Below are 25,503 nucleotides of genomic sequence, written 5' to 3' on the forward strand. Positions count from 1 at the left end.
CGCGGATCCAAGGGAAGGCAGCATGCACCGCACCCACATGCAATTTGCTTTGCGTCCCCTCCCATCCCGCAAGCAAGCGGCCATCACCTCTCACGTTTCCCCGTGGCATTCGTCCTGCGAAGAGAAATGCCACCATGAAGCCCGAAGACACATTGACCCCTGAAGAGCGTGAAGTCGAAGGAATCACCGATACCACCGTCACCCACCCCGTGGGCAAGACCATCGGTGCCACCGGAGGCGCCCTCGCAGGTGCCGCCGCCGGCATGGCCGCCGGACCTGTAGGCACCGCCATCGGTGCGGTAGTTGGTGCCGCCATCGGAGCCGCGGCCGGCCATGCGACCGCCGCCGCCATCAGCCCCACCGACGAAGAGCTCTACTGGAGTGAAAATCACCCCAGCCAGAACTACGCGAGCGAGGGAGACGACTTCGAAGACTACCGCCCCGCCTATCGCATGGGCGTCCGCGGAGCCACCGGAAGCGAGGCGGAATTCGCCGCCGCCGAAAGCGAACTCGAACGCGATTGGCAGGAGACCCGCGGAGGCTCGAAGCTCGATTGGGAAAAAGCCCGCCCCGCCGCAGCCGCAGCATGGGACCGCGTGCGATCCCGCCAAGCCTCCCCCGAGGAATAGGAGAACGCCATGAGGCAAGCGGGGACCCCTTCCTGAAAAATCCATTGTCCCCTCTGCGGATCGGTGACGGATCCTCTTTGTGAAATCCGTCACCGCGCGCCGCTCCGGCTTCCGCCGCCAGTTTTCGCTTCTGGCCGCCACAGCCTTCTCCCTCTTTTCCAGCGCCCTCGCAGAGGAGTCGCTGCGCTACGCCGTCCTCCTCCACGACGGCCAGGATATCGAGCTGATCCGTGACGAGCTCCGCGATGCCCCCGCGGACTTCTTCAAAGCCGGCGAAAAGCCCTTCGCCAGCAATGGTGCCGAACGCTCGGTCCAGTTCGCCGGGACGATTCCCATCGAGGGCAAGCAGCAGGGGGAAGTCCGCCAACCACTGGGAGAGGAGCCGCCCCCCGGCTCCGATGTGGAGCCATCCTACGTCTCCATCGCGGTCCGCAGGGCCGCGGCCAATCCCCCCGCTTTCACGGTGAATGTGGAGATCCTCCAGCACTGGGGTTCCTACGTGGACAGGGCCACGCGCTACATGGCCAAGTGCCAGACACCCGCCCGGCCGAATGCCTGGCAAGAGGTCACGCACACCGGCTCCTTCTCGATCTGGCAATACTACACGCCTTCCGAATACTCCGCGCCCTCCGCCACCGAGACCAGCGGCAAGGTCACGCCGCTGTATCGCCTCGATATCCGGCTCGGCCAGCTATCCCGGGAGTCCCTCGACAAGCTCCCCGGCTACCAGGGGGAACACCGCGCGATCATCGCGGAAATGCCTTGGTGGCGTGAGATCTACTCCATCCCCATCGCTCCCGGCGTCTCCTTCGCCCTCAGCAAATCCTTTTGCCAAAAGGACAAGCTCTCCGAGCCCGATCACGAACCGCGCTGCACCACCCGCGTCGAGGGCAGCCTGGACCTCACGCCATCGCACCTTGTCCTGAAACTCGGCTACCAGAACCAAGCTCAGCTGAAGCAGGACCGACGCATCACCCCCCTCGGCGATGAAATGGTCCCGGACACCTGGTACTTCCAGCCCTTCCAGTATCCCACGCCCATCGATTACCCGGTGGAGGGCGCATGGTGCGAGACCACCTGGGCGGAGCGCACCTACTCCCCCTGCACGAATGTCGCGGCCTATCGCCTCACGAAGATCAGCCCGGAGCCGATTCCCTCGCAGCCATGAGCCGTCAGCCCTGATCCAGGAAGCACCAAGCCACCCTCTGCCATGAAGCCGCGCCGACCCTTCCCTTCGTTCGCTTTCATCGCCTTCATCCTCCTGCTCCTCCCTACCAGCGCCCGCGCGCAGGACAGCATCTGCTATGTCCTCATGAGGGTCCCGAAGCAGGAGGCACCCATCCTCCGCTTCGAGATGGCATCCGCCAAAGCGGATCACTTCGCTGAAGGCGAGGACTTCTTCGCCAGCACCCGCGGCGCGCGTCGTGTCGTCTTCATCGGCACGCTCGACATCGCGGGCAAGCAACGCGGGGAGATGAAGAAATACCTGCCGCCTTCCCTCGCCTTCAATGGACCATGGGACAAGACGGAGACCCGCATGTCCCTCACCGCTGTGAAGTCCGGTGATCCCGGCGCGGCCATGCTTCGCGTGGATGCCAACTTCGATTTCCGCGGCAAGGAACCGGACATCGCGGTCTGGCGCGGGGGCTCGGTCGGCGGCTTTCATGCCTACACCGCTAGCAGCCAGGTCCCCCTCCAGCCGAACGCATGGCAAGAAGTCGCCGTCTGGTCGATCGATCACTATTGCCTCATGCTCTGGCAATATCCCCTCCTCAAGGCCAAGCATAACCCCGCAGTTGCAGCCAAGCCCGCAACCGCGCCACCTCTCGCCCTCGAAGCAGCCCCCGCCTTCAGCGCGCCCCACTTCCGTCTTGAAATGACCATCGGTGTCTTGCCGGAGGAATCCCTCGCGCAGATGGACACCTACACCACGAAGCGGAAGAACATGATCGCCGAATCCTATCCGATAGTGAGCAATCAATGGTCCTCCTTCTCCATCCATTGCCCTCCCGGCCAGCCCTTCAAGTCGGGCATCAGCCGCGGCTTGAAAGGAAAGCTCCGCCACGAAGGCTACTTCGCATCGGCCACCTCCAGCTTCAGCGGCACCCTTGCCCTCACCCTCGGAGGCGTCGCCCTGAAGTCGGAATTCCAAGTCCCCGCCCCGGAGAAAAAGGACCGCATCATTATTCCCATCCACGCGGATCTCATCCCCGGCGAGTGGCACATCCAGCGCATCCCGGAACAGCCGGTCATCTACGATGTCGGCCACGATGCACGGGAAAGATGGGAAGAAACGCCCCCCGGCCACGCCCCGCACAAGACCGTCATCCGTGCCAATGCCGCCTTCATCCGCGTGGTGGAAGTGCAGCCCTAGCCCATCCCTCTTCTCACCACTGGGAGCGAGGATCTCCAGATCCGTTTGGACAGGCATGCTCTAGCGGTAGGGTCGGATGTCCCCGGCCGACCACCTCGGCGGCCTAACAAAGAGGCACCATTCACGGCCCATCCGTCATCAACAGCGACCCCACCAGAGACCCCATCACCTCACCCCGATCTCCGACCGCTCCACCCGCAAGTCGGGATCAAATTCAAAACACATCTCACGCACCTTCTGAAAATACTCCTCGGTCGCCCGCGGGGAAACCCTCACGCGATCGATGAATCGCGTGGACCGGTCAAAGCGTAACCGATACGCCCCGGGCTCCTCCCCGGGGTCACGATACCTCTTGTTCAAGGTGACAAGCCGGAACTCCTTCTCTCCTTCATAGTGGTCGTACTTCAGGAACAGCTCGGGGAGTAAAGTGACGGGATCCGGTTTATCGGGCAGAGGGTCCGGCCGCTTCATGTCGTAGCGCGCGATGAGCGAAGGCAACTTGGTCCAGCGCGGCTCATCGCCAGGTGGATGATAGGTCACCGCGTCCATGTGAGCGACGTAGAACTCCGGGCTTTCCCGATACAGCCGCTCAAGCTTCGCCGCGCTCGACTCGATCATCACCGCATCCCCCGCACCACCGTAGCCTCTCCACATCACCGCGTTCTCCTTCACCCCATCGTACCAGCAGCTCACATGCACCCACCTCAAGACATCTTCATAGTCGGAGCGGCCGTAGGCATAGCGCGTCCCCTTCTCCTCCCGCATCCGCTCCCGGAGCTGCACCCCTAACAATCCCTCCCAGATATCCTCGAATTTCCAAACTGGCGCCACATAAAGTCCCTCGCTGAGCATCGACTGAAACCTCGCCAGCGGCATGTAGCGGCTCAACGGTCTCTTGGAAAATCCATCACCGTCTATCTCGGTCGGGGCAGGCATCTCGATTCGAACTCGGTTCCCATCCCACCGGACAAATCCGCTCCTCAAAGGCGAGTGAAAAAACTTCCCGGATGCCCGGCTCACGTCATCCGGTCCAAACGAAAGCCGAGTCCCGAGGGAACCCCATCGATCCGGCTTGGCCCTTTGGATCCGCCCCCTATGGTGGACCGGATGATTCATGCTGGATTCCGCGGGAATCGTGCATGGTCTCCCCCCTAGCCGTCCGTAATGGGATTCCACCTCCATGATCATTCGCATCTTCCTGCTTTCAGTCCTCGTCGCTCCGCTGACCACAAATGCTGAGGATCTCGCGGTCGATAGCCTGCCGCTCCGCACACTCTCCAGCGGATGGGGGAAGCCGCAGCCCGGCAAGTCGATCAGCGGAGGCACCCTGAAGGTGGCGGGAAAAACCTACGACCGCGGCATCGGCACCCACGCCCCGAGTTCCCTGCTCCTTTCATTGGATGGCAAGGCGGACAAGTTCGAGGCCATGGTCGGCATCGATGACTATGCGGCAGCGGACCGTGCGAGCGTGGAGTTCAAGCTCATCGGCGATGGCAAGGAGCTCTGGGCGAGCGGCATCCTGAAGGGAGGACGGCCCGCCGTGAAATGTGAGGCGGATCTCAGCGGCGTCCGCTCCCTGCAACTGGTCGTTACGGATGGTGGCAACGGTACCGACTCCGATCACGCGAATTGGCTCACACCCGTAATCAGCTATCAAGGCACTCCTCCCGTCGAATGGGCGCCGCCCTCACCCGTAGAGGATCCCGGTGCACCGCCAAATGTCGGGCTCGTACGAACACCCGGCAGCGGCGTGCTCACCTACGATGGCCATCCTCTGCTCACACTTCCGCAGGGTGCCACCATTTCAGCCGCGGAGGAGAAGGGCGCGCGCGATACTCTTACCCAGACGCTCAAGCTCAAGCTTCCCGCCGGAGCCACGCTCGCCGTCCGCGGCAGTCGCGAGGCCCTCGCTGCCGAGACACGCGGACCGGCGCAGCAGGCCTTCCCGTTCATCCGCACCGCACACGGCGACTCGTCGAACCTCCGGAACAACGCCATCTACGACCGCAGCTCCGATTGGATGCTCGAAGCCGGGCCGGGCACCAGGATCGTCGTCGCCACGGACCTCGATGGCACCAAGCGCTTCACGCTCACTCCGGCGGATGGCGGCGGCACCCTTACCTTCCGCCCGCGCTATTTCCAGAAGCATCGCAATCTCGCCCACTACCAGCCATGGACCTACCAGGTGCGGAAGGACTCCATCACCGGCTGGTGCAGTTGGTGGGCCTTCATGAGGGACGCCAATGAGAAAAACGTGGAAGAGCTTCTCAAGGTCTGGGAAGAAAAACGCTTCGCCGATTACGGCTATCGCTTCATCCAGCTCGATGATGCCTACCAGGGCCGCTACGACGGCCAGCGGGAGCACGCGAAGAATCACGTGATGTACCAGGGCGGCACGCCGGACACCTGGCTGGATTGGAAGGACAACTTCCCCTCCGGGCTGGATGGTTACTCGGGCAAGGTCCGCAAGGCAGGCTTCCAGCCGGCGCTGTGGATCGGCTGCTTCTTCTCCGACAATGCCACCGCGAGGCAGCATCCGGATTGGTTCGTCCAAGGCGCGGACGGGCTTCCCTTCCCCTCTCCATGGGCCAGCTACGGCGTGGACACCACGAATCCCGAAGCGGCGGATACGCTGGTCCGTCCCACCTTCCGCGGACTGAAGGATGCAGGCTTGTCCTACCTTAAGATCGATCAGCTGCGCCATATGCTCTATGATAACTTCCATCACAATCCGCAGTGGTTTGCATCGAAAGGCATCGGTCCCGCAGACCTCTTCCGGAACTACCTCCGCATCGCCCGGGAAGAGCTCGGCCGGGATACCTTCATCCTCTCCTGCTGGGGCGTCCTTCCCGAGTCCATCGGTCTCGCGGACGCCTGCCGCATCGGTGGCGATGGCTATGGCCCCGTCACCCTGCAGCAGTACAATTCCTTCAACGGCCTCGTCTGGCTGAACGATCCCGACCACTGCGATATCCTGCCTCAGAAGGCCGCCGCGGAGGCGGGCAATGTCCGCGAGACCAAGGAGGTCGCCGCCGTTTCCAATGACACCATCATCCGCCCTGCCTTGGCATCGATCGCAGGTGCCATGCTGATGCTCAGCGATGCCCCTGCGGTCTATCGCGATGAGAAAAACCTGGTCGGCCTGCGGAAATCCTCACCTGTCATCTCATCCGTGCCTGCCCAGCTCTATGACTTCGATCCCGTGAAGACCGACGTCCTCAGGGATACCGAGCGCATGGCCATCCAATCCGGCACCAGCCCCTCACCCATCGATGGTGATCAATTCGGCAAAGTCTGTCCCTTCTGGCTGAACGAATTCAATACGGGCTTCGATCGCTGGAACGTGCTTCACCGCCTGAACTGGTCGAATGACAAGATGCCTCCCGCCAGGGTGAGCTTCGGCGATCTCGGCCTCGATCCCGCGAAGACCTACATCGTGCACGAATTCTGGAGCGATACCACCTTGGGTATCACTAAGGATGGCTTCGAGCTTCCCGGTCTCGATGCCATGGGCCTGCAATCCTATGCCATCCGCGAGGCTCAGGATCACCCCCAGCTCATCTCCACCAACCGCCACCTCTCACAGGGAGCCGCGGAAATCGAAGCCCTCGGCTGGGATCAAAGTACCCTCACCCTTGAAGGTCGCAGCCGCATCATCGCGGAAGACGACTATCGCCTCCTCATTCACATCCCCACAGGCTTCCGCGCCCTCAGCGCCACGGCCGACCGGCAAACCGTTCCCCTCGAATCCAAGGGCAATCGTGCCATGGTCACCATCAAGCTCCCGCGAACCGGCTCCACGGCATGGACGATCCGATTCGAAAAAGCGGCGCCCTAGTAAGCTGCGAGCTCGCACACGATGCAAGCAATGCTCGAGATCTGCATCTTACGCGCCGCCACCATTCCAGAACGGGGGCAGCGGCTTAGCTCCATCAAATCCGCCGGTTGCGGCGTTTAGCTCGCGGAGGCTCAATTCCACGTTTCCAAGCTGTTGGAGCGAGTCCGTGAGGCGCGCTTCGCTCCGCCGGACCGCCTCGGATGCCGCATCTGCACCTCTTCTGGCTCTCTCCAACACCGACATCGTCAAAAGTAGGCTCGATCTCATTCCACGGATGTCGGACATGTAGGTAAAATGCTTAGGACCTCTTACGCGTCAAGCATAGCCCTGCCCGATCATTTCCAATCGCTGGAAAGCCCGGCTCAAGCGGGTGATTCAGACAATCGATTCCGAACGCTTGCGATGCGCCTTGCATGAATCGCGATTGCACTGCGCAGAGTTCGCTCGACAGGCGCGGCATTGCGGCTCGCACGGTCGATTTTTCTTACCACCCGCCATCCGCTTCTCTCTCAAAGTTATGGCTCCCCTATAAGCAGCCCGGCGAATCCGCACAGAAGCTTCACAATCCGCCACTTCCGGAAGGCCCGGTTCTTGCAAACCTCCAAGTCGCTGACTCACCCGCAAGAATCCCACATGAAAACCCCATGCTTCAAAACTTGCTCCCTCGCCTTGCTCGCGAGTGCAAGCCTCATCGGCGTCGGAGGGGCTCAACAGTCGTTCACCCCGAACGCCAAGGAACTCGAACTTTACCGGATCGTCCGCGACGATCCCCAGCAGCAGCGCACCCAGGTGATCCTCGATCCCCGACTCTGCCTTGCTGCACGAAAGCACGCCCAAGACACCCAAGCCCGCAAGTTCTTCGACCACCGCAATCCCAGCGGCGTGTGGTCGAACGAACGCGTGCTCAATGAAGGCTATCCCCTCCCTTCAAACTACGCACCGAATACCAACTACGTGGAGAGCATGGCCGGCTCCACCAATGATACCCCTGCCCAGGCCATGACCCTCTGGAAGAGCGATGTCCCCCACTCGAACCACCTCCTCGGGAAGACTGACTTCTATCGCGGGCAAGTCGTCCTCGGCATCGGACAGGCACCCAAGTCCGGCCTGTCCTATGCCACCTACGTCTTCATCTCCGCGCCTCTGCCGGTCGGCGAGAACGGAACACTCACTGCCGCCGCCGCGGCCAAGCTGGTCGTGAAGTCCGATGCCGTAGGCAACCTGATCCTCTCCGGCCCCCAGCCGAAATCCATCATCGAGGTGAATCGCTCCACCTCCCTCGGCACCTGGACCTTTGACCGCGTCGTGGTGCTCGATGCCACCGGCAAGATCTCCCTCGGACCGAAGCCTGCGGCGAAGGAGTTCTATCGCTTCGGCTACTACCAGCCCTGATCACCCACGGCCTCGCCTGGCAGTAGAAGCTTCCGGCAAATCGTCCAGAATCAGCCTGAATGACGATCACGAAGGGCTGCCAATTCCACCTCCCCGCCCGCGACTTGCTGCCAAGAGGGGGAGGCCCACCTGTTAAAATTCCAATTCTAACAGGGGTATCAGGCGAAACATCGCGAGCTGGCAGTAGAAAAAAACCTCACTCCGTCAGCCGGTAAAAACCCCGCACCGGATTCGACCCGCCCGTGGGCACGTAGTACACCTTCTCCGATCCTTCCACGGTGATCCCGCTGCTGATGTTGGACCACGCACCGCTCTGCAAGGAGTTGCTGACCTGCAGCGTGCCCGCAGTGGTGACCGGCCAGCTGAGACGCATCGTATTCCCGGTCTTCTGCGCCTTCAGGACGAAGTCGCCGTCCGGCGGTGTCTGCCCGCTGTCCTGCGGATCCGTCCCGGAAAGGTATTCGCCCAGGTTGCTCGCGCCATCGCCATCCGCATCCGCCTGCGGGTCGGTGATGTTGAAACCCTTCTCCCAGGCGTCCGGCATGCCATCGCCATCCAGGTCCGGGGAGCTGCCATTCGCCAGCACCGGAATCGCACTATAGGTATAGGTGGCACTGCGGACCGGAGACTTGCTGACATTGTTCCCCGCATAGGCTTCGACCGTCGCCGGACCGGTGATCTTCGGCGGGGAGTTCAGATTGTAGGACGTCCAGCTCCCGCCGTTGATCCGGTAAAAGACATTCATGCCAGGCAGCGTCGGATTGAAGCTCACGAAGAACTCATCCGCAGGCTTTCCCCCCGCAACCTCCGGCCGATACACCCCGCTCGGCGGATAGATCGTGACGTCCGGCACATTCATCCCCGCTCCGCTCTCCAGCAGGCGGGTGGATATGTTCGCGCGATACTGGTTCGGCAGCGCATGAGTCGCCGCCACCGCAGGCACGTAGGCACTGGTGCTGGGAGCACCGATGCCTCCGCTGGAGAAGTCCGCCGCGGAGATGTTCCACGCCGTTCCTCCCCCGCTCGCCCCCGTCGACCAATCCCTCACGCTTCCCTGTGCCAGCGGCATGGCGGCCACATCCACGAAAGGCTCCGCCGAGAAGAAGATCACGTTCGAAGTCCGCGGCTTCGTCCCCACCGCCGGATAGGCCCCCGCATGGGTGGGAGAGAGATTGAGGTTGTTGAAGGAGGTATTGAAGCGCTGCCAGCCGAGATTGCTCTTCGCCGCGATCGCATCCGTGCCGAGCGGCACCAGCCAATCGAAGGGCGTGCCGAAGAGATTGCTGCGCAGCGTCAGCGTGGTGCCATCGAACTCATAGATCGCTCCGCTGCGATCCGCAAAGACTACCCCCAAGCGTGCTCCCCCGCTGGCCGTCGGGATGGTGATCAGCTGCCGCAGCGCCTTCGGAAAAGTCAGCGTCGTGGCCGCAGCGAAGGCGAAGCTGCCGGCAGACGGCTCTATAATTTTCGCCGCCCGCGCCGTGGTGGCATTCGGCGAGTAAAGGATCACCTGGGCGAAGGCGCTGCCATCGAAATTCCCATAGGTCATCAGCGTCGAGACCCCCACCGGCACCCCTTCAAGAAGGAAGGCACTGGAGATGGCCGCATTGGTGACACGCTCGGTCCAGAAGGCGCTCCCGTAAATTTCCCCCACCCGCGGCTCGGTCCCGGTCTTCGGCACGTAGCGGAAGGCGCGATAGGTATCCTCCGTATAGAAAGAATTCCACAGCACCGTGGAGGCGCCGGACAACCCGCTACGGAATTCATAGTAGTAGCGCTGCGGGGTGCCATTCGCGCGATCCCCCGCGATGAAGAGCTCCGCATTGCCATCCGCATCGGGATCAAAGGGCGCGATGGTCCGTGGCGAGGGGAAATTCGGATAGATGTGGCGGAAGCTCGTCTGGGTGTTCGCCGCATTCGGCCCCGCCAGGGTAATGCGGTTCGCGCCCGGCGCGGTGATCGCCGCGAGGTCCACCGTGCCACCCGCAAATTTGTCCACGGCCAGCCCCGTGACATTGGTGATGCCGCACGGCTCAGGCGGGCTCCACTGCAGGTTCCCGTTGATATCGGGCCGGCCGAAGCTCACTTGGCCGCTGGCGCGATCCACGACCACCAGATCTCTCCGGCCATCGGCACTGCCGAAGTCACCGGCGGCGACCAGCACGGCATCCGTTTCATAGGTGAATGAAAGCTGTGCTGCCACAGGACCGGCGAACACGAGGCATCCGAGCGGGAGAAGGACGCGTTTCATGGATTGATCGGGATGAAGACGTTGCCACAGGGGTGGATCAGGTCCGGCTCGCCATCCTGCGAGAAGTGGACGAGGTAATACGCATAGGTGGCCCCCGTGGTCACCGGGGCCGTATCGTAAATGACGATCGACAGCGCGGGATAAGCACCATTGATCGGATACCGGCGCACCGCGCGCACGTAGGGATCCACCATCACCGCGCGGCCATTGATCGTGCGCCAGGCGATGCTGTTGATCATCGGCGAAACCTGCACCAGGTCCGCATTCGGCACGGCGGTATTCACGCCCTGAGCCATGCGGTAGAGCTGCTGGCGATAAAGCACCACCGGCAGCATCCTGCGGCTGTAGTCATAGGTGGCAATGTCCCCCTGCATGAGTTCCTTCCGGTGGAGCTGGCTCTCCCAGAGATCGTCCGGTGCATTGGCTGCATTCGGCAGATCGGAGACCCCCAGGCTCCCGTACTTGTAGATCGTGCCATTCACGCCCTGGCTCACGCCATAGACATCCCAGTTCGAGTTCGACGAATCGGCATCCGGATCCGTCAGCCTCACGCTGCCGATTTCCACGGCCACCCCGAGCTGCGAGGGCCGGTGATCCGGGAAGCCATTCTCGCCGACGCTCGGGAAGTTGTTATTGATCCCGCCATAGGGCGAGAGCATCCGCAGCGGACGCGTCGCCAGGGAGGGCGTGGCACTCACGTGGTAGTTGATCGGGCTCGGCAAAAAGGCGGAGATCGCCGAGTTCCAGCTCTCCACCTTTGGCAGCGGATGCGCGGGCCATGGAACCGTGCTGCCCGTGACCGGCGGGGTCCACGTGAATTTCTGCTCCGCGGACCACACTCCCGTCGCACCATTCGGACCGATCGCACGGATCTGGAAGGTATACTCGACGTTCTGCTTGATGCGGACCGCCGAGGAGTAAATCAGCGGCTGCGAAGGATCGAGCTTGAAGCTGCCGAGGCTCAGCAAGGTCTTGTTGTAGTTCTGCGGCGCTGTGAGCTCGGCTCCCGGGGTGAAGTTGTAAAGCAGCCCACCCGTCGTGGGAGTGCTCACCAGATTGGCCGATGGCTCCGGGTCCGGCGTGACCCGGATCTCCATCTGCTGCACGCCCGGGCTCGGACAGGATGCCTTCACCAGCATCGTCGGATCGGCCAACGTGCCACCGCTATCCAGCGAATCCACCACCGGGATCGGGAGATCCGGGATGATCCCAACCTTCTGGTCCAGCAGTGCGAGCGGACCTGGATTGCCGTTATTGTCGAAGCATTGGCCGAAATACGAGATCGTGGTCCCCGCGGGCGGGATCATGCCATCATTGAAAACGGTGGTCTTCAGGACCGATGGATCCCAAGTGCCGGTGTCCTGCTTCAGCAAGAAGAGCGGCCCATCATCGATGCGGCGATAGAGGCGATACTCCGAAGCTCCGACCGGGACGAAGAGGGTGACATTGATCGGATTGATGCCCCGCGGATTTCCAGCCAGCGGCGCATGAACCGCGAAGGGCGGCACCACCTCATCCGAGGGATCCAGCACTTCCCAGACGCGGTACTCGTAGCCAAAGAGATTCGTCGGCGTGAAATAGCGGAAGGTATTCGTATTCTGCGCCAGCCGCGCGGTGGCCAGATTCATCCAGCTTCCGCCGGAGGTGCTCCGGTATTGGATCAGCAGGGATCTCGACTTCGTGGAATCCACGCCACCCGGAAAGATCGAGGTCCAGGTGCCTTGGCTATCGTAGCTGGGCGAGATCGAAAAGAAGGAGGCGCTGTTGTTTGCCCGGCGGAAGAAATTCAGGAACCAGCTGTCCGTCTCCGGGTTCATGTTCATCAGCATCCCCGACTTCACCTCCAGATTCAGGGGGAGATCGGTCTGCCCGCCGATCGCGCCGGCCTCAAACGAGAAGCTGAAATTCTTCCCCTTCCTCCCTGCCGAGGTCACCGGCCTCAGCTCCACCGACACGGCGGACAGGCGGGGCCTCAGGATCGGATAGTCGAAGCTGATGTTGTCTCCCTTCCCGAAATAGGCAGTCGGCAGGCTCCGCTGCTGCGAAAGAGTATTCGGCGGATCGGTCGGCAGATTCGAATTAACCCTCACCTCCACATGGGAGATACCGGGATCAAGACGCCGGAGCGAGAAGCGCAGGCGGATCACATCGTCCGGCAGCCCCGGATTCACCACCGGTGCCGGATTGTTCGCCACGAAATACATCCCCGCGCGCGGGGCCTCCGTGTAAAGGATGCCGGTCGGAGCAGGCGGGCCGGTGCGATCGCGCAGCGTGCCGAAGACTGCAGGACTAGGCGGCGAGCAATTGTAGCCGAAGATCGTCTGATGCGCGGCGCGGACACAGTAGAAATAGGTCTGCCCGTAGTGCTCCGGTGCCGTCGGCACCAGCGAGTCGTCGGTGAAGGTGATCTCCTGGTCCGTGTTCGCGGGTTGGCCGACAGTGCCGACGTAGATCATTTCGTTCTGCCGCGTCGGATCGATCGACTTGTTCAACGAGTTCGCCGGCGCGGCGGTATTCTTCACGCGATCGCGGAAAATCAAATAGCGCGTCGTCTGCGGCTGGCCGGTCTGGTTCTCGTTCGGCACGATCGAAAGACGCAGCCGCTCCTCTCCCCCGCTCACCACGTTCTCAATGCGCGTGATACGCGGCACGCCCGGAGGCAAAGTGTGCACCGCCGTGGCCTGGCGAACCGGCGCGGGCGGACCATAGCGGCCGAGCAGATCGACCGCAGCCACGTGATAGTAGTAGGATGCATTCCATGCCAGCGGGGTTCCGGTGAAGACGGTATTGTGAGGTTCCTCGGCGGGGGTGGTGAAATCGAAGCGCCCGTTGTCATCGGCCACGAACCAGGTCGTGCGATCCAGCGCGAAGTCCGTGACCTGCGGGCCGGTGCCAATGCCTTCGATCGAGCTAAAGATCTTCGAAGCAGGCGCCGCATCGCGGAGGGTCTTCTTCAGCGCGGGCACCGCCTGCAGCAACTGCACCGGGGTCGCATAGGACGTATTGCTATTTCCACGCCACACCATGAAGCCACGGGTGAGCAGGATCTGACGGCGCAGTTCATCCGGAATGCTCCAGCGCAAGGCGGGCGCAAGATCCGGCAACGGCGTCCGCGGGGCGATTGACATCGGCGTCTCCAAGGCCGGCAAGGTGAGCGAAGCCCAATCCGGAGTGACCTGCACCGCGGGACCGGGGGCGATGAGAAGATCAGGAGAAGTACGCGCCTCCATGTTCACAGCGCGCAACGTGACCCGAGCAACGACAGGCCCTTCCGCACCCGTCGCACGCAGCACCTCGCGGAGCTCGATGGTCGCGTCTTGACCCACCGAGACATTCAGCGGACCCGCCCAACCGGTGCCGCTGAGGAAACGGAATACCGGATGATTCAGCCCCAAGGCCCGCAACGCGGATGCCGCACCGGGCTCTTGCTTCCCGCGGTTTCCCAGCATCGCCAGGCGTGCGGCGAAATCATTCGGCACGATCTGGTTCGGATCCGCAGTCCACTGCTTGATCAGGCGCCCGGCGTCGTTGTGGGCGATGGTCAGATTCTGCGCGAGACCGCCGGTGGCATCGGCGAGCCGCTGCGAGCGATTCACCCACGCTTGGATGGCGGTAGGATCGGTCATCGGGGCCATGGTCCCTTGCAGGACGAAGGGCAAGGCCGAGTCGGCATTCCCCGGCTTCAGGTAAACGGCAACATCATTTTTCGCATACCACTCCGGTGAGGTAGCCTGCCACACAACGTAGCCCCATGCCGTGCCATTCACCACCACGCCGGTACCGGCGGCGGAGAGCGATGGCGGCAGCGAAAGGACCGGCGGTGGCGATGGAAGCTGCGCCGTGGCACAGGCGAGCCCGGCGGCGATCAGGAAAGCGTGAATCCGGAACAAGCGGAACATGTGGGAGAGAAGTGAAAGGGATTCAGTAATCGATCTTCCAAGAGACATCCGGATTCGCATTGATCAGGAGGCCTACGGATTTATCGAAGTCGTAGGAGAACCAGCCGATGCCGACCTTGCCGCTGACCGTGAAGCGGGAGCTACCGCTGAGACCATTGAACTGCGGGCTACCGCCAGCCACGGCACCGGAGCCCGCGATCACCGTGTCCTGCTGGCCCTTTACGGATGCGATGCAGAGGATCTCCCCGCTGACCGATTGGGTGGTCTTGAAGCCCGCGGTGAACTCGCCGCTGCTAAGGAAACCGAAGAAGCCCTGTCCCCCGCCTACCCGCAGATCCAGCAGGCAGCTCGGCGGGATCCCGATGATCGGCATGAGGCTGATGCCGCCATAGGCATAGATGGAAGCACCGGTGTAGGGAGGCACGAGATTCCGGGCGGCGACCACCTTTCCGATATCCGGATCCGCATTCTGGATCGGGGCGAGCTCACAGGTCTTGCCGACGAAGACGCCCGCGGCGACGTCCATGGCGGCGACCTTTCCGGCACCCTTACCATACATGTAGCAGTTCCCGCCGCCGACCCCGAAGCCGAGGCCGATCTGCTGCAGGCGGACTTCGCTGAAATCAAGCTGGCCATCCAGCTTGAGATCGCCGCTGAGGCCGATGGGCAAGCCGGAGTTGTTCAAGCCTACCTTCCCGCCGACGGAGATATCGAGCGGTGCTTGGCCCGGCCAGTTCAAGGTCGTGGATGCCCCCATCGACACTTCCGCTTCAACTCCCGCATCCAGCAAACAGGCACCACCCGGCGTGGAGGAGTCGACGTTCTTGAAAAGGAAGTAGCCGTCGAACTTCATGTCGTCGACCATCCGCATCCTCACGGAGCCATCGAGGCGCATCTCATCCAGGGAATCGCCTTGGAAGCGCGCATACCCGCGCAAGCGAGCCGCGGCGAGTTCGCCACCGAGGCCGCGGGAATCCAGATAGTCGCCCACCGCCGCTGCCGGATTCGGCAGCAGGTTGGTCGCAGTGGCCAAGGTATCATCCAGCGCCTGACGCGCCAGCACCCGGACATCCGCCAGATACTCGCGGGAAATCTGCTGCGCCACTCCGGCGAAGACAGTGCCGACCAAGCGATCAGCCAGAGCCTTCGACAGATCATTCGCGAACTCCGTCGCGGTGGCGTTTGCATAGAGCGCGCTCGCCTGCGCCGCCCCGGCCGGTGCCCACTTCGCCTGAAGATCGGTCAGGGCTGCATTGATGGCCGGGCCAATGCCGGAGCCGCCTTGGTTCATCGCTGCATTGAGCGGCGCGCCGATCCCCAGCCGGGCGGACGCGAGATCGCTGGCGACGCGGTCGAAGATCGCCTTCAGCTCCGCGAGACGATCCGTATCCGGGATCGCCGGGGCTCCGCTATTCGAGATCGCCGAGCCGATCGCATTCGCGAGATCCGTGAACTTCTGAGCGGTGCCCACCAGTTGGCTTGCGGTGGCGAGTCCGCTTTCCACGCTCTGGATCTTGCTTTCCATCTCACGGCGCGCTTGGCCGCCCAGACCGCTTGTGCCGGGACTGAAGATGCTGGTAACATCGGCCAGCAAGCCCGCAGCAAGATCATTGATCACCGTCGCCCGGGTCGCGGAGTTCTTGAGATTGTTGAAGAAGGCAGCGTTTGCACGCTGCGTCGCGGCAGTGGAGAGCGCGGGCTTCACCAATTCCTGGATGTTATCTGCCAGCACCTTGTCCAGGCCATTCACCGCGGACATCGCACCATCGATCTGCGCCTGCACCGTGCCACCCAGCGAGGAGCCGGTGAGCAGCGAAGCGACATTCACCTGCTTCAGCAGGGATCCGGGATCCAGCGTCGCCTGGCCATCGAAGACCAGCTCGCTGTGATCCGGCGTCATCTTCGGAATGCCTTCGGAAAGATTGAAGAGGAAGACATCCTGCTTCACCAGCTTGGGGCTGCGGAAGGTCGCCGCACCCGGAGCCATCGCCACCGGGATCTGGAAGGTGATCATGTCCTGCCACTTCCGGTAGGCCACCGGGTGGTAGGGCTCCCCGGTCAGGAAGTTCTCTGTACTCACCACCCCCGGAGGACGTGCGCGGTGGGATGGATCATAGCTGCCGGTGGTGGCCAGCGCGTTCCGCACATAGATCAGCGGCGCATTGGCATTTCCCGCGGATGGCGTGCGCAGGTGGACGGGGATGTCATTGAAGAAAGGCACGTCCATCAGGCCGCCGGCGTTCAGGGTCCCGGCATCAGCTTCCGAGGAGGCATACTGGTTCAGGTAGATGCCGGAGGTGCAATTCACATTCCACACCTTGCCATTCGGCCCGGGCACGGTGAGCAGGCCGCCGGGCTCGAAGCGCGAAATTTTCGGGTGACCCGCAGCCACCGGCGAGGCCTCCGTGACCAGATCGCTATTGTAGAAACCCAGCGTGCCGGTGACCGGCGTGGTCGTCATCGCGGGCAAGGTCGCCGTGGCACCGATCCGGACGAAGCCGGTGGATGGCAGCGGCGGCGGGCAGGTCTTCGGCTGCGGGAAATCGATCGCATTCGGCGTGAAGCTGAAATTCCAGTAGCCCAGCGTCTTCGCCCCCTGCCCCGAGGCGAGCTTCGCCTCCTGGAGCTGGCCCTGAGGACCGAAAAGAAGCTTGTTGAAATTCAGCGCGAAGGAAGTCGAGAGCGGCGTCTTCACCACCACATTTCCCGTGACGCCGGAGTTCACGTTCTTTCCATCCAAGAATGCCAGGTTCAGCGCACTGAGGGTGAAGTCGCTGCCATAGGCACTCAGCGAGATCGGCGTGCCGCTGGAAGTGAGATGACGCCCGGAGACACCACCACTACGCACATAGTACTTTGCGTTCTCCGCAAGCGGATAGGCAGGGGTGAGCGATCCCGCCAGGCGGCTGCGCGCGCTGGCCGTGCCGGAGACATTTCGGATATTGATTCCGGGGTAATCCGCCTCGCCGAAATTCAGGTAGTCGCCCGAGCCGGGGCGCTCGATGGCGTCCTCATTCGAGGGGAAGCCGTGCCCGGTATAAAGCATCGCCGCAGCGCGCTGACCCTCCCCGATCGCAGCGACCTCCGTGCCGATCACCGCATTTCCCGCAGCCAGGAAGCGCCCGTCCTGCACCACCGTCGTGAACTGGTGGGCGAACAAATCCGTCGCGCCATCCTTATAGCCGCCCCACTTCGGGACGAAGGCGGTGGAGCCATTCTCCATGATCCCGCAGTTGCCCTTCAGCCCGCCATCGGTCGTGAAAGTCCACTGGTTCCCCACCGGCTGAAAGATCATGTGTCCTTGGGCCGGGCCCGCGGCCGCAGCCTCACCTTTGCAATCCGCCGTGGTTACGCTGCGCGCGTAGCCGGCGCTCGATTCGGCGTTGCTCGGCAGAAAGCTGAAGGAAGGGTCGACCTGATTCTGGGAATAAGTGATGCGCCCGTTTCCGGTCCACCGGATCACCGCCTTCGGAAAATGCGTGGAGGTCTCCCCGATGTGCACACCGGCCGGCGGCTGCGTGAGCGTGAGATCGACCACCTGCACCGTGGAAACACCGCCGGCGCGGGTTCCGAAGCGCACCGTGTCATTCGTGATCAGGCCGCCGAGAAAGTAGAAGTCATTCGAAGCGGGCGGCACCGCGTTCTTCACCGTGGCCCCGGCATCCAGCAGGTCCCGCATCTTCAGCTTCTGCTTCTCGCGGTGTGGGGTGGTGAAGCCGGAGGCGCCGAAACTGAAGATCCCGTTCGCCGGATTCCACGAAATGCTGGTGGTGGGAAAGCGCACCGGGACGCGCTCGGTGCAAGCCCACATCGTCCCCGAAGTGCTATCAAAGAGCTCGCGCGAGATCGGCACGGTCGTCTTCGGGACGAGTGATTGATTCAACACTGCCGATGCGATCCGCACTTGACCGTGGCCCCGCATGTCATCCTCCGCGAGGGTGACGTTCATCCCGGCCGGAAAGAAGAGCTCCATCCGGTACGCGGTGAGGCCCTGCGTGACATCCAGAAAGAGATCGCCCCGGACGAAAGTCACGTTCGACGCCGTGCCGATGTCCGCCCCGGCACCGCCGTAGACGAGAGGAGTGCCATCGTGCGAGATCACATCGCCGTTCGGCATCACCGAGACAACGAGCGAGCCACCGAAGCTGTGATTCGGAAAACCCGTGACGCGGCCACCTGTCGCACCGAGAGGCAGCACGACATCGCACAGCGCTCCCGGAGTGGTGCTGCCGACCGCCTGCGCCGCGAGGTCCAACAATGCCTGCCCGGTCGGCGGCGTGTAGATTCCCGCGAAGTCCGCGAAGACGATGCGCCCGCTCAGCGGCGGCAGCGGCGGGGTGCCACCGGCCGGAACCATGTTCGGCCAGGAAATCCCGCCCGCCTGATAGCTACCGATCGCCACGACATCGGATGGCACGAGAAAGGTCCGCCACGCCGCGACGCTGCCAACGTGGATGACATTCGTTTCGTTGTTCTCATCACTGAAAAGAGCGACCCGGTTGCCCAGCGAGTAGCGGCCGTCCGGCGGGGCAGTGAAGGTTCCGGCAGCCGACTGGCTGGTGGTCGTGCCATTGATCTGCACGCGCAGGATCTGCTTGTTCTGCACCGCATTGAAGGTGGAGATGAAAGCGAGACGGTACCAGGTATTCAGCGCCAGCGGGTCCGACGCCACGGGATTCGCACCCGAGGGACCGTTCGCTCCATAGAGTTGGATCTGGCCGGAAGGATTGATGAAGATCTCGGCATCGTCGGTGTTTTGCTCCCCATCCTGGATCAGTGCCGTGTAACCGGTGAAGGTGGTGAAGCGGACATCCATCACGATGGTCCATTCGTTCGCATACGCCGCTCCGGGAAAGCCATTGCCGCCGCTGCCGATCGGCATCAGCAAGGTCTCGCCCGGCTTCAGCCCGCCGAAAGCGGAGGTCCCGGAGTTGACGACGAGGAACTGGTTTCCACCTTCCGTTAGATAGCGGGCCTGCGGGGCTGCACCGATCGCGAAGCTGCTCATCAGGGGTGCCGCGGAATTCGGATAGAGCGAGGCCAGCGAGCCATTGAACTCCCAAACACCCTTGGTTTTGTTTCGCTCGAAGGTGCCGCCTAACAGGACCGACATCAGACATAGCGACACGGATACGAAAGCGGCGAAGCTCCGGATATTCATGGAAGGGTGATGAACGGATAGGCGCCGCCCAAAGACGGATCACCGGGAGAGAGAGATTGGGAGTGGGAGAGAAAAGGTCGTCCCTGCCGGCTGTGGAGGCCCTGCATGTCGGGCACCGATCGGGGATTGCCCGAGCTATCTCAAGTTATCCTGAATTTCGCAAGGTCCGTTCTAACCAATTGAAAAACCGTGCAAAACGCCTCTCACTAAACCCTGTTTTCCCGGTCAATTCCCTAGCTCCGCGCCGCCTCGCCCCGATACCGCCCCGGGGTCATTCCGACCGCAATGCGAAAGGCGCGCGCGAAGTCACTGCTGCTCCCGAAGCCACTCTGCTCGGCCACCAGGGTGATCGATAGCTTCGTCTGGGTGAGAAGTCGCCGCGCCTCCGCGATCTGACGTTGGCGGATCGCCTGCCCGGGAGTCAGTCCGGTCGCGGCCTCGAAGTGCTTGTAAAAGGTCATCTTCGAAACCTGCTGCGTCTCATCGAGGAGCTGCTCCACGCTCAAGCCATTACAGGCGTGCCGGTCGATGTAGTTGAGCGCGCCGGAGAGGTCGCAGATGCTCGCCGCCTTCAAGCCCGTGGATTGGCGCACGTGCAGGTCCACCGCTTCCACGGCCATGGCCGGTTTTTCGGGCATCCGCCCCTGGATCATCCCGTCGAGCACCTTCAAGGCCTCCGAGCCGATGATCTCGTTGGCGAACTGCACGCTGGTGAGGGTGGGCCTGCTGGAGAGGCAAAAGTCCATGTCATCGCCGCCGATCACGGCCACATCCTCCGGCACGCGCAGGCCTAGGGCATGGCAGACGCGCACGAGATAGTTTCCGCCGCCGTGGTGCGCGGACATCACTCCCGCAGGCTTCGGCAGACCCAGCAGCCAGCGGGCAAGTCCCTCCGGCACCGGCTCCACCGGGGCGTCCAGATCCGACAGGAATTCCGGATCGATCGGTTCCGCATACACCGCGCCCTCGGGATTCGGAGGCCGGGCGGCTTCGTGGAAGGCCCGCGTGAAAATCTTCAGCACCTCCGGATTGCGATCCAGATAAAGGTATCCCAGCGAACGGATCCCCTGCTGCCGGAAATGCTGGGCCGCCGCCTCTACCATCCGGTGAAAACAACCGCCGAAGAGAACCACTCCGGGGCGTGGCGAAATCGGGCCTATGTTGACGATCGGCGGGACCACCTCGAGCCCTTCCATCAAGCCATCGAACTCCCGGTCGTCGAGATGGGTCAGCAATCCGTCCGGTCTCCAGCGATTGAGCGCGGCGAGTTCCGCGGCGGCCTTGTTCCGCTTCGCGATCTCGAATGAAACCCTGAAGTCACGCAGGATCAGCGGCGGATAAAGGTCCGCATAAGATAGCGCACCCCGGATCATCCGGTGCACCGCTGCGTTCGAGAACGCCGCCACGAAGCCAATCTTGCGAGGCATGAGCATCCACTCGCAGGTTATAGACACTCAGCGGCGGATCGCCGAGAGAAAGTTAATCGTCTGACGCGGGATATAGCTTTCCGTCCGGATTCGGCAAATCAGGGACTTGCTTGGCCATCCCCCTCCTATCCCCCGCGATGACAAAAGACCCTGCAACTTCTTCCCGGGTCGGCGGGTTCTATCCCGTTGGATCAAAAAACCAGTATGAAACCACAACTCCTCCGATTCCTTCCGCTCTCTTTCGCGCTGCTCGCGACCGCCACGGCCCAAGACACCCCACCGGCAACGCCGCCTGCGACGCCGGAGCAGGCACCCGCCGCAAACCCGGCAGCCGACCTGGCCGCCGCCGCGGAAAAGCTGGCCGCCGCCAAAAGCTATGCCTGGAGCCAGACGACGTCCTTCGGCGGCAATTTCGGCGACCGCACGACTTCCGGCAAAAAGGGCAGCGGCGGTTACCTTCTCGTCACCATGCCGGGGCGTGACCAAGATTTCCAAGTGCTCTCCCGCAAGAGCAAGGTGGCGATGCAGCGCGATGGCAGCTGGGTCGTGCCGGATCCTGATGGTGAGGAACAAGGCCCCGGCCGCTGGATCGCGCGGATGGTACAGAATCTCAAGGAGCCGACCGCCGATGCCAAGGATCTCGCCTCCAAGGCGAAGGACCTGAAGCTGGAGAATGGCAGCATCAAGGGCACCCTCGATGAAGCCACTGCAAAAGAGCTGATGTCCTTCCGCGGCTTCGGACGTCGCGGCGGCGGAGGTGGTGGTGACCAAGGCGGACCGCCGGAAGTCACGGGTGCCAGCGGCACGGTCAGCTTCACGGTGGCGAACGGGGTGCTGACCGGCTACGAGCTCACCCTGACCGGCCGCATGAATTTCCGCGGTGAAGACCGCGATGTGAACCGCACCACCAAGGTCTCCTTCACCGGAGTCGGTTCCACCAGCTTCGACATTCCGGAAGCCGCCGCTGGCCTGCTGGCGGAATGAGCAAGTTCTCCTCAAAAAAGGAACGCGGTCGTCCCCCAGGACCGCGTTCTTTTTGACGGGGGCATCACATTGCCGGGAATGCGCGCCGGGGAATCCCCTCTCCTCTAGGATGATCTTCCGTCCTCCGGAAATTTCCCGCGGATTCGGGTTTTCCGTGCCGAGTGCATGCCAAGTGCTACCCTTCGGGCTATGACGTGGGAACGAGGCTTTCAGCGCTGCTGGCGAGTCGCGATCGCGATGGCGGCGCTGCATGGCTCGGCCAGCGCCCAAGAACCCGCTCCCATCGACGCGGCACGCAGCGCATTTCTCAAGGGCGACTACGCCGCCAGCTTGGCCGCCGCGCAAAAAGCGACGCCGGATGACGAAGACTTTCCCGAGTTCATCGCGCTGGAAATCCGCACGCTCGTCGAAACCGGGAAGTATCAGGAAGCGGTCGAGCGCGTGGGTGAGCTGGGACGTCGTGCCGCCTTCTATCCGGAGCTGGCCCTTGAAGCAGGGCGTGCCCTGCGTGCGGCGGGCCACCGCGATGTGGCCTCCGATCTGATCGAGCGGGCGGTCCGCTTCGAGGCGCCGCGTCCGGCCAAGGACAAGTCCCGCGCCACGGTGGCCTTTGGCGAGCTTTTGTTAGAGCATCGCGTGGATGCGAAGGTAGTGCTGGACCGTTTGTTAGAGCCGGCGAAGAAGGCCGATCCGGAAGGACGCGCGCCTTATCTCGCGCTCGGGAAGCTCGCCCTCGCGAACCATGACCGCCAACTCGCCGCGGAGTATTTTCGCGAGGGCCTGAAGCGCTTCCCCGGCGATCCCGATTTCAATCTCGGCCTCGAACAATCGGGCCTCGATCTCCCTGCCGCGAATCGCGAGCCGGGAATCGCCAGCTATCTGGACCTGGCCTTGAAGGCGAATCCCAAGCATACGGCGGCCTTGCTTTTCAAGGCGACCGAGCTGACCGGCCGGAAGGCCTTCAAGGAAGCCAAGGACGTCTTTGAACAAGTGCTGGCCATCAATCCGGATCATCCCGAGGCGTGGGCCGGCCTTGCCGCGATCGCCTTGGTGCAGGATGACGAAAAGGAAGCCACGGCCGCGATCGCGCGGGCAAAGAAGCTCCACGAGGACAATCCCCGCGTGCCTGAGATCATCGGCACCACCTTGGCGGGTCAGTATCGCTTCGCGGAAGGCATCAAGTATCTCGAAGAAGCGCGGCAGCTCGATCCGCTTTCGCCTCCGATCTTGTTCGAGCTCGGGTCGAACCAGCTCCGCTTCGGCCAGTTGGATCACGGATGGGAGAATGTCGCGCTGGCCCATGAGCTGGATCCCTACAATGTCGCCGCCTTCAACCTGATCACCCTGCGCGACAAGCTCCGCGACTATCCGGTGCGGGAGAAGGATGGCGTGCGCCTCCGCATGTCTCCTGAGGACATGGCGGTCTTCGGCGGCCGCGCCCTCGAACTCGCAGCTCGGGCGAAGACGACGCTTGCTGACAAGTATGGCATCAGGCTTTCCGTGCCGGTGATGGTGGAGATCCTGCCGAAGCAGGAGGACTTCGCGATCCGCACCTTCGGCCTGCCGGGCGGGGAGTCATTCCTCGGTGTCTGCTTCGGCCCGCTGATCACGATGACCAGCCCGCGTGGTCGTCTGGGGCGGTCAAATTGGGAAGCGGTGCTCTGGCATGAGATGGCTCACACCATCACGCTCGATGCCAGCCGCCACCGGATCCCGCGCTGGCTGTCGGAAGGCATCAGTGTCTTCGAGGAGCGCGAGGTACATGCCGGTTGGGGACAAGGGATGACTTCGGAATTCCGGAAACGTTTCCTCGATGGCGAGGTGCCGCCGATCAGCCGGCTGGATGAATCCTTTGCCGGGGAGGACATCATGCTAGGCTACTACCACTCCTCGCTCGTCGCGGAGTATATCGTCCGCACTTTCGGCATGGAGGCGATGCGTGCGATCCTCGCCGATCTTTCCACCGGGAAGCCCGTCGACGAAGCCATCGCCAAGCACACGAAGACTGCCAATCTGGAGAAAGACTTCTTGGAATACGCGAAGAAGATCGCCAACAGCTACGGGCCGGACCTCGATTGGACGCCGCTGGAAGACGAAGAGTATGTGGCCTACCGCGAGGATCCGGCGAAGTGGGTCGCGGCGAATCCGAAGCGTTACGCCGCCACCATGATGCTCGTTTCCGCGCTGACCGAGGAGCGGAAGTGGCAGGACTCGAAGGATCTATTGGAAAAAATCATCGCAGCGGAACCGAACAACCGCGAGTCCTTCAATCCCTACATGTCGCTCGCGCTCGCCTGCCGTGGTCTCGGTGACGAAGCGGGCGAACGCGCCGCGCTGCTAAAGCTGCTCTCGATTGACTCGAATGTTTCCGATGCCGCCGCCCGGCTTCTGGAGCTCGGCGGCACGATGTCTGCAGCGGAACGGGCGGCTCACGGCGACCAGATGCTCCAGACCAATCCCTTCCAGGAAAAGGCCTACCGCACCCTCGCGGCTGCGGCGAAGGAGTCCGGTGATCCACGCCGCACGCGGGAGGCGCTTGAGTCGCTGCTCGCCTTGGAGCCGCGCGATGCCGGCCGCCTGCACTACGAACTCGCGACGCTCCTGCGGAAGTCGGATCCGGTGCCAGCCCGCCGCCAGGTCCTGCAAGCCTTGGAAGAGAATCCACGCTTCCAGGCCGCGCTGGAGCTGCTCAGCACCTTTCCCCCTGCCCCACCGAACAAATGAAGCCCGTGCTCGCCATCGCCAGCTTGCTCCTCTGCGTCTTCATCGTGGATTCCTCCGGCCAGGGCTGGCGCGGGGGCAGGAACCGCCGCGGAGATCGTCCGGATCGCGGCTTGGGCGATCGCAATGGCGTGGAACGCTGGCAGAATGACCCGCGCTTTCCGGAGGACACCTTCCGCTTCGTCCGGCTTCGACCCGAGAATCACTACAAGTGGGCGACGGACTATCCGGACAGCGACCTGAATTTCTCCTTCCGCCTCCAGCAGATGACGGCGATCCGCGTGAATCCGGATCCGATCGTCCTGCCAATCCTCGATCCCGAGCTGAAGAAGTATCCCTTCCTTTATACGATCGAGACCGGCTCGCTCGACCTCAGCGAGGAGGAGACCAAGGTGCTGCGCGAGCATTTGCTCAATGGCGGCTTCCTGATGATCGATGACTTCTGGGGCGAATACGAGTGGGAGAACACCAGAGACCAGATGCAGAAGGTCTTTCCCGATCTGCCGATCAAGGAGCTGGAGCTCGATCACCCGATCTTCAGCACGGTCTTCCCGCTGAAGGTGAAGCCGCAGATCCCGGCAATCGATGTCGCGCTGCGCGGACGCTATACCGGCGTCTTCTGGGAGCAAGGCGCGGAAGGCGCACACTTCCACGGCATCTTCGACCAGAAGGGCCGCCTGATGGTGATCATCTGCCAGAACACCGACCTCGGCGATGGCTGGGAACGCGAGGGCGAGGATCCTTACTACTTCACCGAATTCAGCGAAAAGCTGGCCTACCCGATGGGCATCAACATCATCGTCTATTCGATGACCCACTGACCTTAC

General features: G+C 62.7%; 13 protein-coding genes. 8 read left to right on the forward strand and 5 right to left on the reverse strand.

The window, feature by feature from the left end; all coding sequences use genetic code 11:
- Positions 1 to 134 precede the first annotated feature (134 nt).
- From HHL09_RS00645 to HHL09_RS00655, 3 genes are all read left to right on the forward strand, one after another.
- Positions 135 to 629, forward strand: coding sequence for a hypothetical protein (locus HHL09_RS00645; protein WP_169452573.1), 495 nt, complete (start codon positions 135 to 137; stop codon positions 627 to 629).
- Positions 630 to 708: 79 nt separating this feature from the next.
- The gene (locus HHL09_RS00650) at positions 709 to 1,797 is read left to right on the forward strand and encodes a hypothetical protein (protein ID WP_169452574.1); all 1,089 of its coding nucleotides are present in this window, start codon (positions 709 to 711) and stop codon (positions 1,795 to 1,797) included.
- A gap of 42 nt (positions 1,798 to 1,839) precedes the next feature.
- Positions 1,840 to 3,003 carry a hypothetical protein gene (locus HHL09_RS00655; protein WP_169452575.1) on the forward strand — a complete coding sequence of 388 codons (1,164 nt, stop codon included), beginning with the start codon at positions 1,840 to 1,842 and terminating at the stop codon, positions 3,001 to 3,003.
- A 165-nt stretch (positions 3,004 to 3,168) separates the two neighbouring features.
- Here HHL09_RS00655 and HHL09_RS00660 read toward each other — a convergent pair whose 3' ends face one another.
- Positions 3,169 to 3,939, reverse strand: a complete 771-nt coding sequence (locus tag HHL09_RS00660) for a DUF2971 domain-containing protein (RefSeq protein WP_169452576.1) — start codon at positions 3,937 to 3,939, stop codon at positions 3,169 to 3,171.
- 244 nt (positions 3,940 to 4,183) lie between these two features.
- Between HHL09_RS00660 and HHL09_RS00665 the strand changes: the two genes are divergently transcribed.
- Together HHL09_RS00665 and HHL09_RS00670 are read left to right on the forward strand one after the other, a co-directional pair.
- Positions 4,184 to 6,841 carry an NPCBM/NEW2 domain-containing protein gene (locus HHL09_RS00665; protein WP_169452577.1) on the forward strand — a complete coding sequence of 886 codons (2,658 nt, stop codon included), beginning with the start codon at positions 4,184 to 4,186 and terminating at the stop codon, positions 6,839 to 6,841.
- Positions 6,842 to 7,474: 633 nt separating this feature from the next.
- Positions 7,475 to 8,233: a CAP domain-containing protein gene (locus tag HHL09_RS00670; protein WP_169452578.1), complete on the forward strand. Its 759-nt coding sequence runs from the start codon at positions 7,475 to 7,477 to the stop codon at positions 8,231 to 8,233.
- A gap of 196 nt (positions 8,234 to 8,429) precedes the next feature.
- On the opposite strand, the gene HHL09_RS00675 is transcribed toward HHL09_RS00670, so the two are convergent.
- From HHL09_RS00675 to HHL09_RS00690, 4 genes are all read right to left on the reverse strand, one after another.
- Complete coding sequence (locus HHL09_RS00675) at positions 8,430 to 10,484, reverse strand: hypothetical protein (protein ID WP_169452579.1); 2,055 nt, start codon at positions 10,482 to 10,484, stop codon at positions 8,430 to 8,432.
- Positions 10,481 to 14,383 (reverse strand): fibronectin type III domain-containing protein, encoded by a 3,903-nt coding sequence (locus HHL09_RS00680; protein WP_169452580.1) that lies wholly within the window; start codon positions 14,381 to 14,383, stop codon positions 10,481 to 10,483. Before HHL09_RS00680 ends, HHL09_RS00675 begins: the two co-directional genes overlap by 4 nt.
- A 22-nt stretch (positions 14,384 to 14,405) precedes the next feature.
- On the reverse strand, positions 14,406 to 19,544 hold the full coding sequence (locus HHL09_RS00685) for a hypothetical protein (protein WP_169452581.1): 5,139 nt from the start codon (positions 19,542 to 19,544) through the stop codon (positions 14,406 to 14,408).
- A 233-nt stretch (positions 19,545 to 19,777) separates the two neighbouring features.
- Entirely contained in the window at positions 19,778 to 20,971 is a 1,194-nt protein-coding gene (locus tag HHL09_RS00690; protein WP_169452582.1) for an AraC family transcriptional regulator, read from the reverse strand.
- Positions 20,972 to 21,175: 204 nt separating this feature from the next.
- Between HHL09_RS00690 and HHL09_RS00695 the strand changes: the two genes are divergently transcribed.
- From HHL09_RS00695 to HHL09_RS00705, 3 genes are all read left to right on the forward strand, one after another.
- Entirely contained in the window at positions 21,176 to 21,955 is a 780-nt protein-coding gene (locus HHL09_RS00695) for a hypothetical protein (RefSeq protein ID WP_169452583.1), read from the forward strand.
- A 189-nt stretch (positions 21,956 to 22,144) separates the two neighbouring features.
- On the forward strand, positions 22,145 to 24,679 hold the full coding sequence (locus HHL09_RS00700; RefSeq protein ID WP_169452584.1) for a tetratricopeptide repeat protein: 2,535 nt from the start codon (positions 22,145 to 22,147) through the stop codon (positions 24,677 to 24,679).
- Positions 24,676 to 25,497: a DUF4159 domain-containing protein gene (locus HHL09_RS00705; RefSeq protein ID WP_169452585.1), complete on the forward strand. Its 822-nt coding sequence runs from the start codon at positions 24,676 to 24,678 to the stop codon at positions 25,495 to 25,497. The genes HHL09_RS00700 and HHL09_RS00705 overlap by 4 nt, the downstream gene beginning before the upstream one ends.
- Positions 25,498 to 25,503: the final 6 nt, after the last annotated feature.

This window comes from Luteolibacter luteus (genome assembly GCF_012913485.1).
GTDB classification, from domain to species: domain Bacteria; phylum Verrucomicrobiota; class Verrucomicrobiia; order Verrucomicrobiales; family Akkermansiaceae; genus Haloferula; species Haloferula lutea.

Coding starts and splice junctions, on each gene's coding strand:
- HHL09_RS00645 (WP_169452573.1), top strand. CDS start 135: ATGAAGCCCGAAGACACATTGACCCCTGAAGAGCGTGAAGTCGAAGGA.
- HHL09_RS00655 (WP_169452575.1), top strand. CDS start 1,840: ATGAAGCCGCGCCGACCCTTCCCTTCGTTCGCTTTCATCGCCTTCATC.
- HHL09_RS00660 (WP_169452576.1), bottom strand. CDS start 3,939: ATGCCTGCCCCGACCGAGATAGACGGTGATGGATTTTCCAAGAGACCG.
- HHL09_RS00665 (WP_169452577.1), top strand. CDS start 4,184: ATGATCATTCGCATCTTCCTGCTTTCAGTCCTCGTCGCTCCGCTGACC.
- HHL09_RS00670 (WP_169452578.1), top strand. CDS start 7,475: ATGAAAACCCCATGCTTCAAAACTTGCTCCCTCGCCTTGCTCGCGAGT.
- HHL09_RS00675 (WP_169452579.1), bottom strand. CDS start 10,484: ATGAAACGCGTCCTTCTCCCGCTCGGATGCCTCGTGTTCGCCGGTCCT.
- HHL09_RS00680 (WP_169452580.1), bottom strand. CDS start 14,383: ATGTTCCGCTTGTTCCGGATTCACGCTTTCCTGATCGCCGCCGGGCTC.
- HHL09_RS00685 (WP_169452581.1), bottom strand. CDS start 19,544: ATGAATATCCGGAGCTTCGCCGCTTTCGTATCCGTGTCGCTATGTCTG.
- HHL09_RS00690 (WP_169452582.1), bottom strand. CDS start 20,971: ATGCCTCGCAAGATTGGCTTCGTGGCGGCGTTCTCGAACGCAGCGGTG.
- HHL09_RS00695 (WP_169452583.1), top strand. CDS start 21,176: ATGAAACCACAACTCCTCCGATTCCTTCCGCTCTCTTTCGCGCTGCTC.
- HHL09_RS00700 (WP_169452584.1), top strand. CDS start 22,145: ATGACGTGGGAACGAGGCTTTCAGCGCTGCTGGCGAGTCGCGATCGCG.
- HHL09_RS00705 (WP_169452585.1), top strand. CDS start 24,676: ATGAAGCCCGTGCTCGCCATCGCCAGCTTGCTCCTCTGCGTCTTCATC.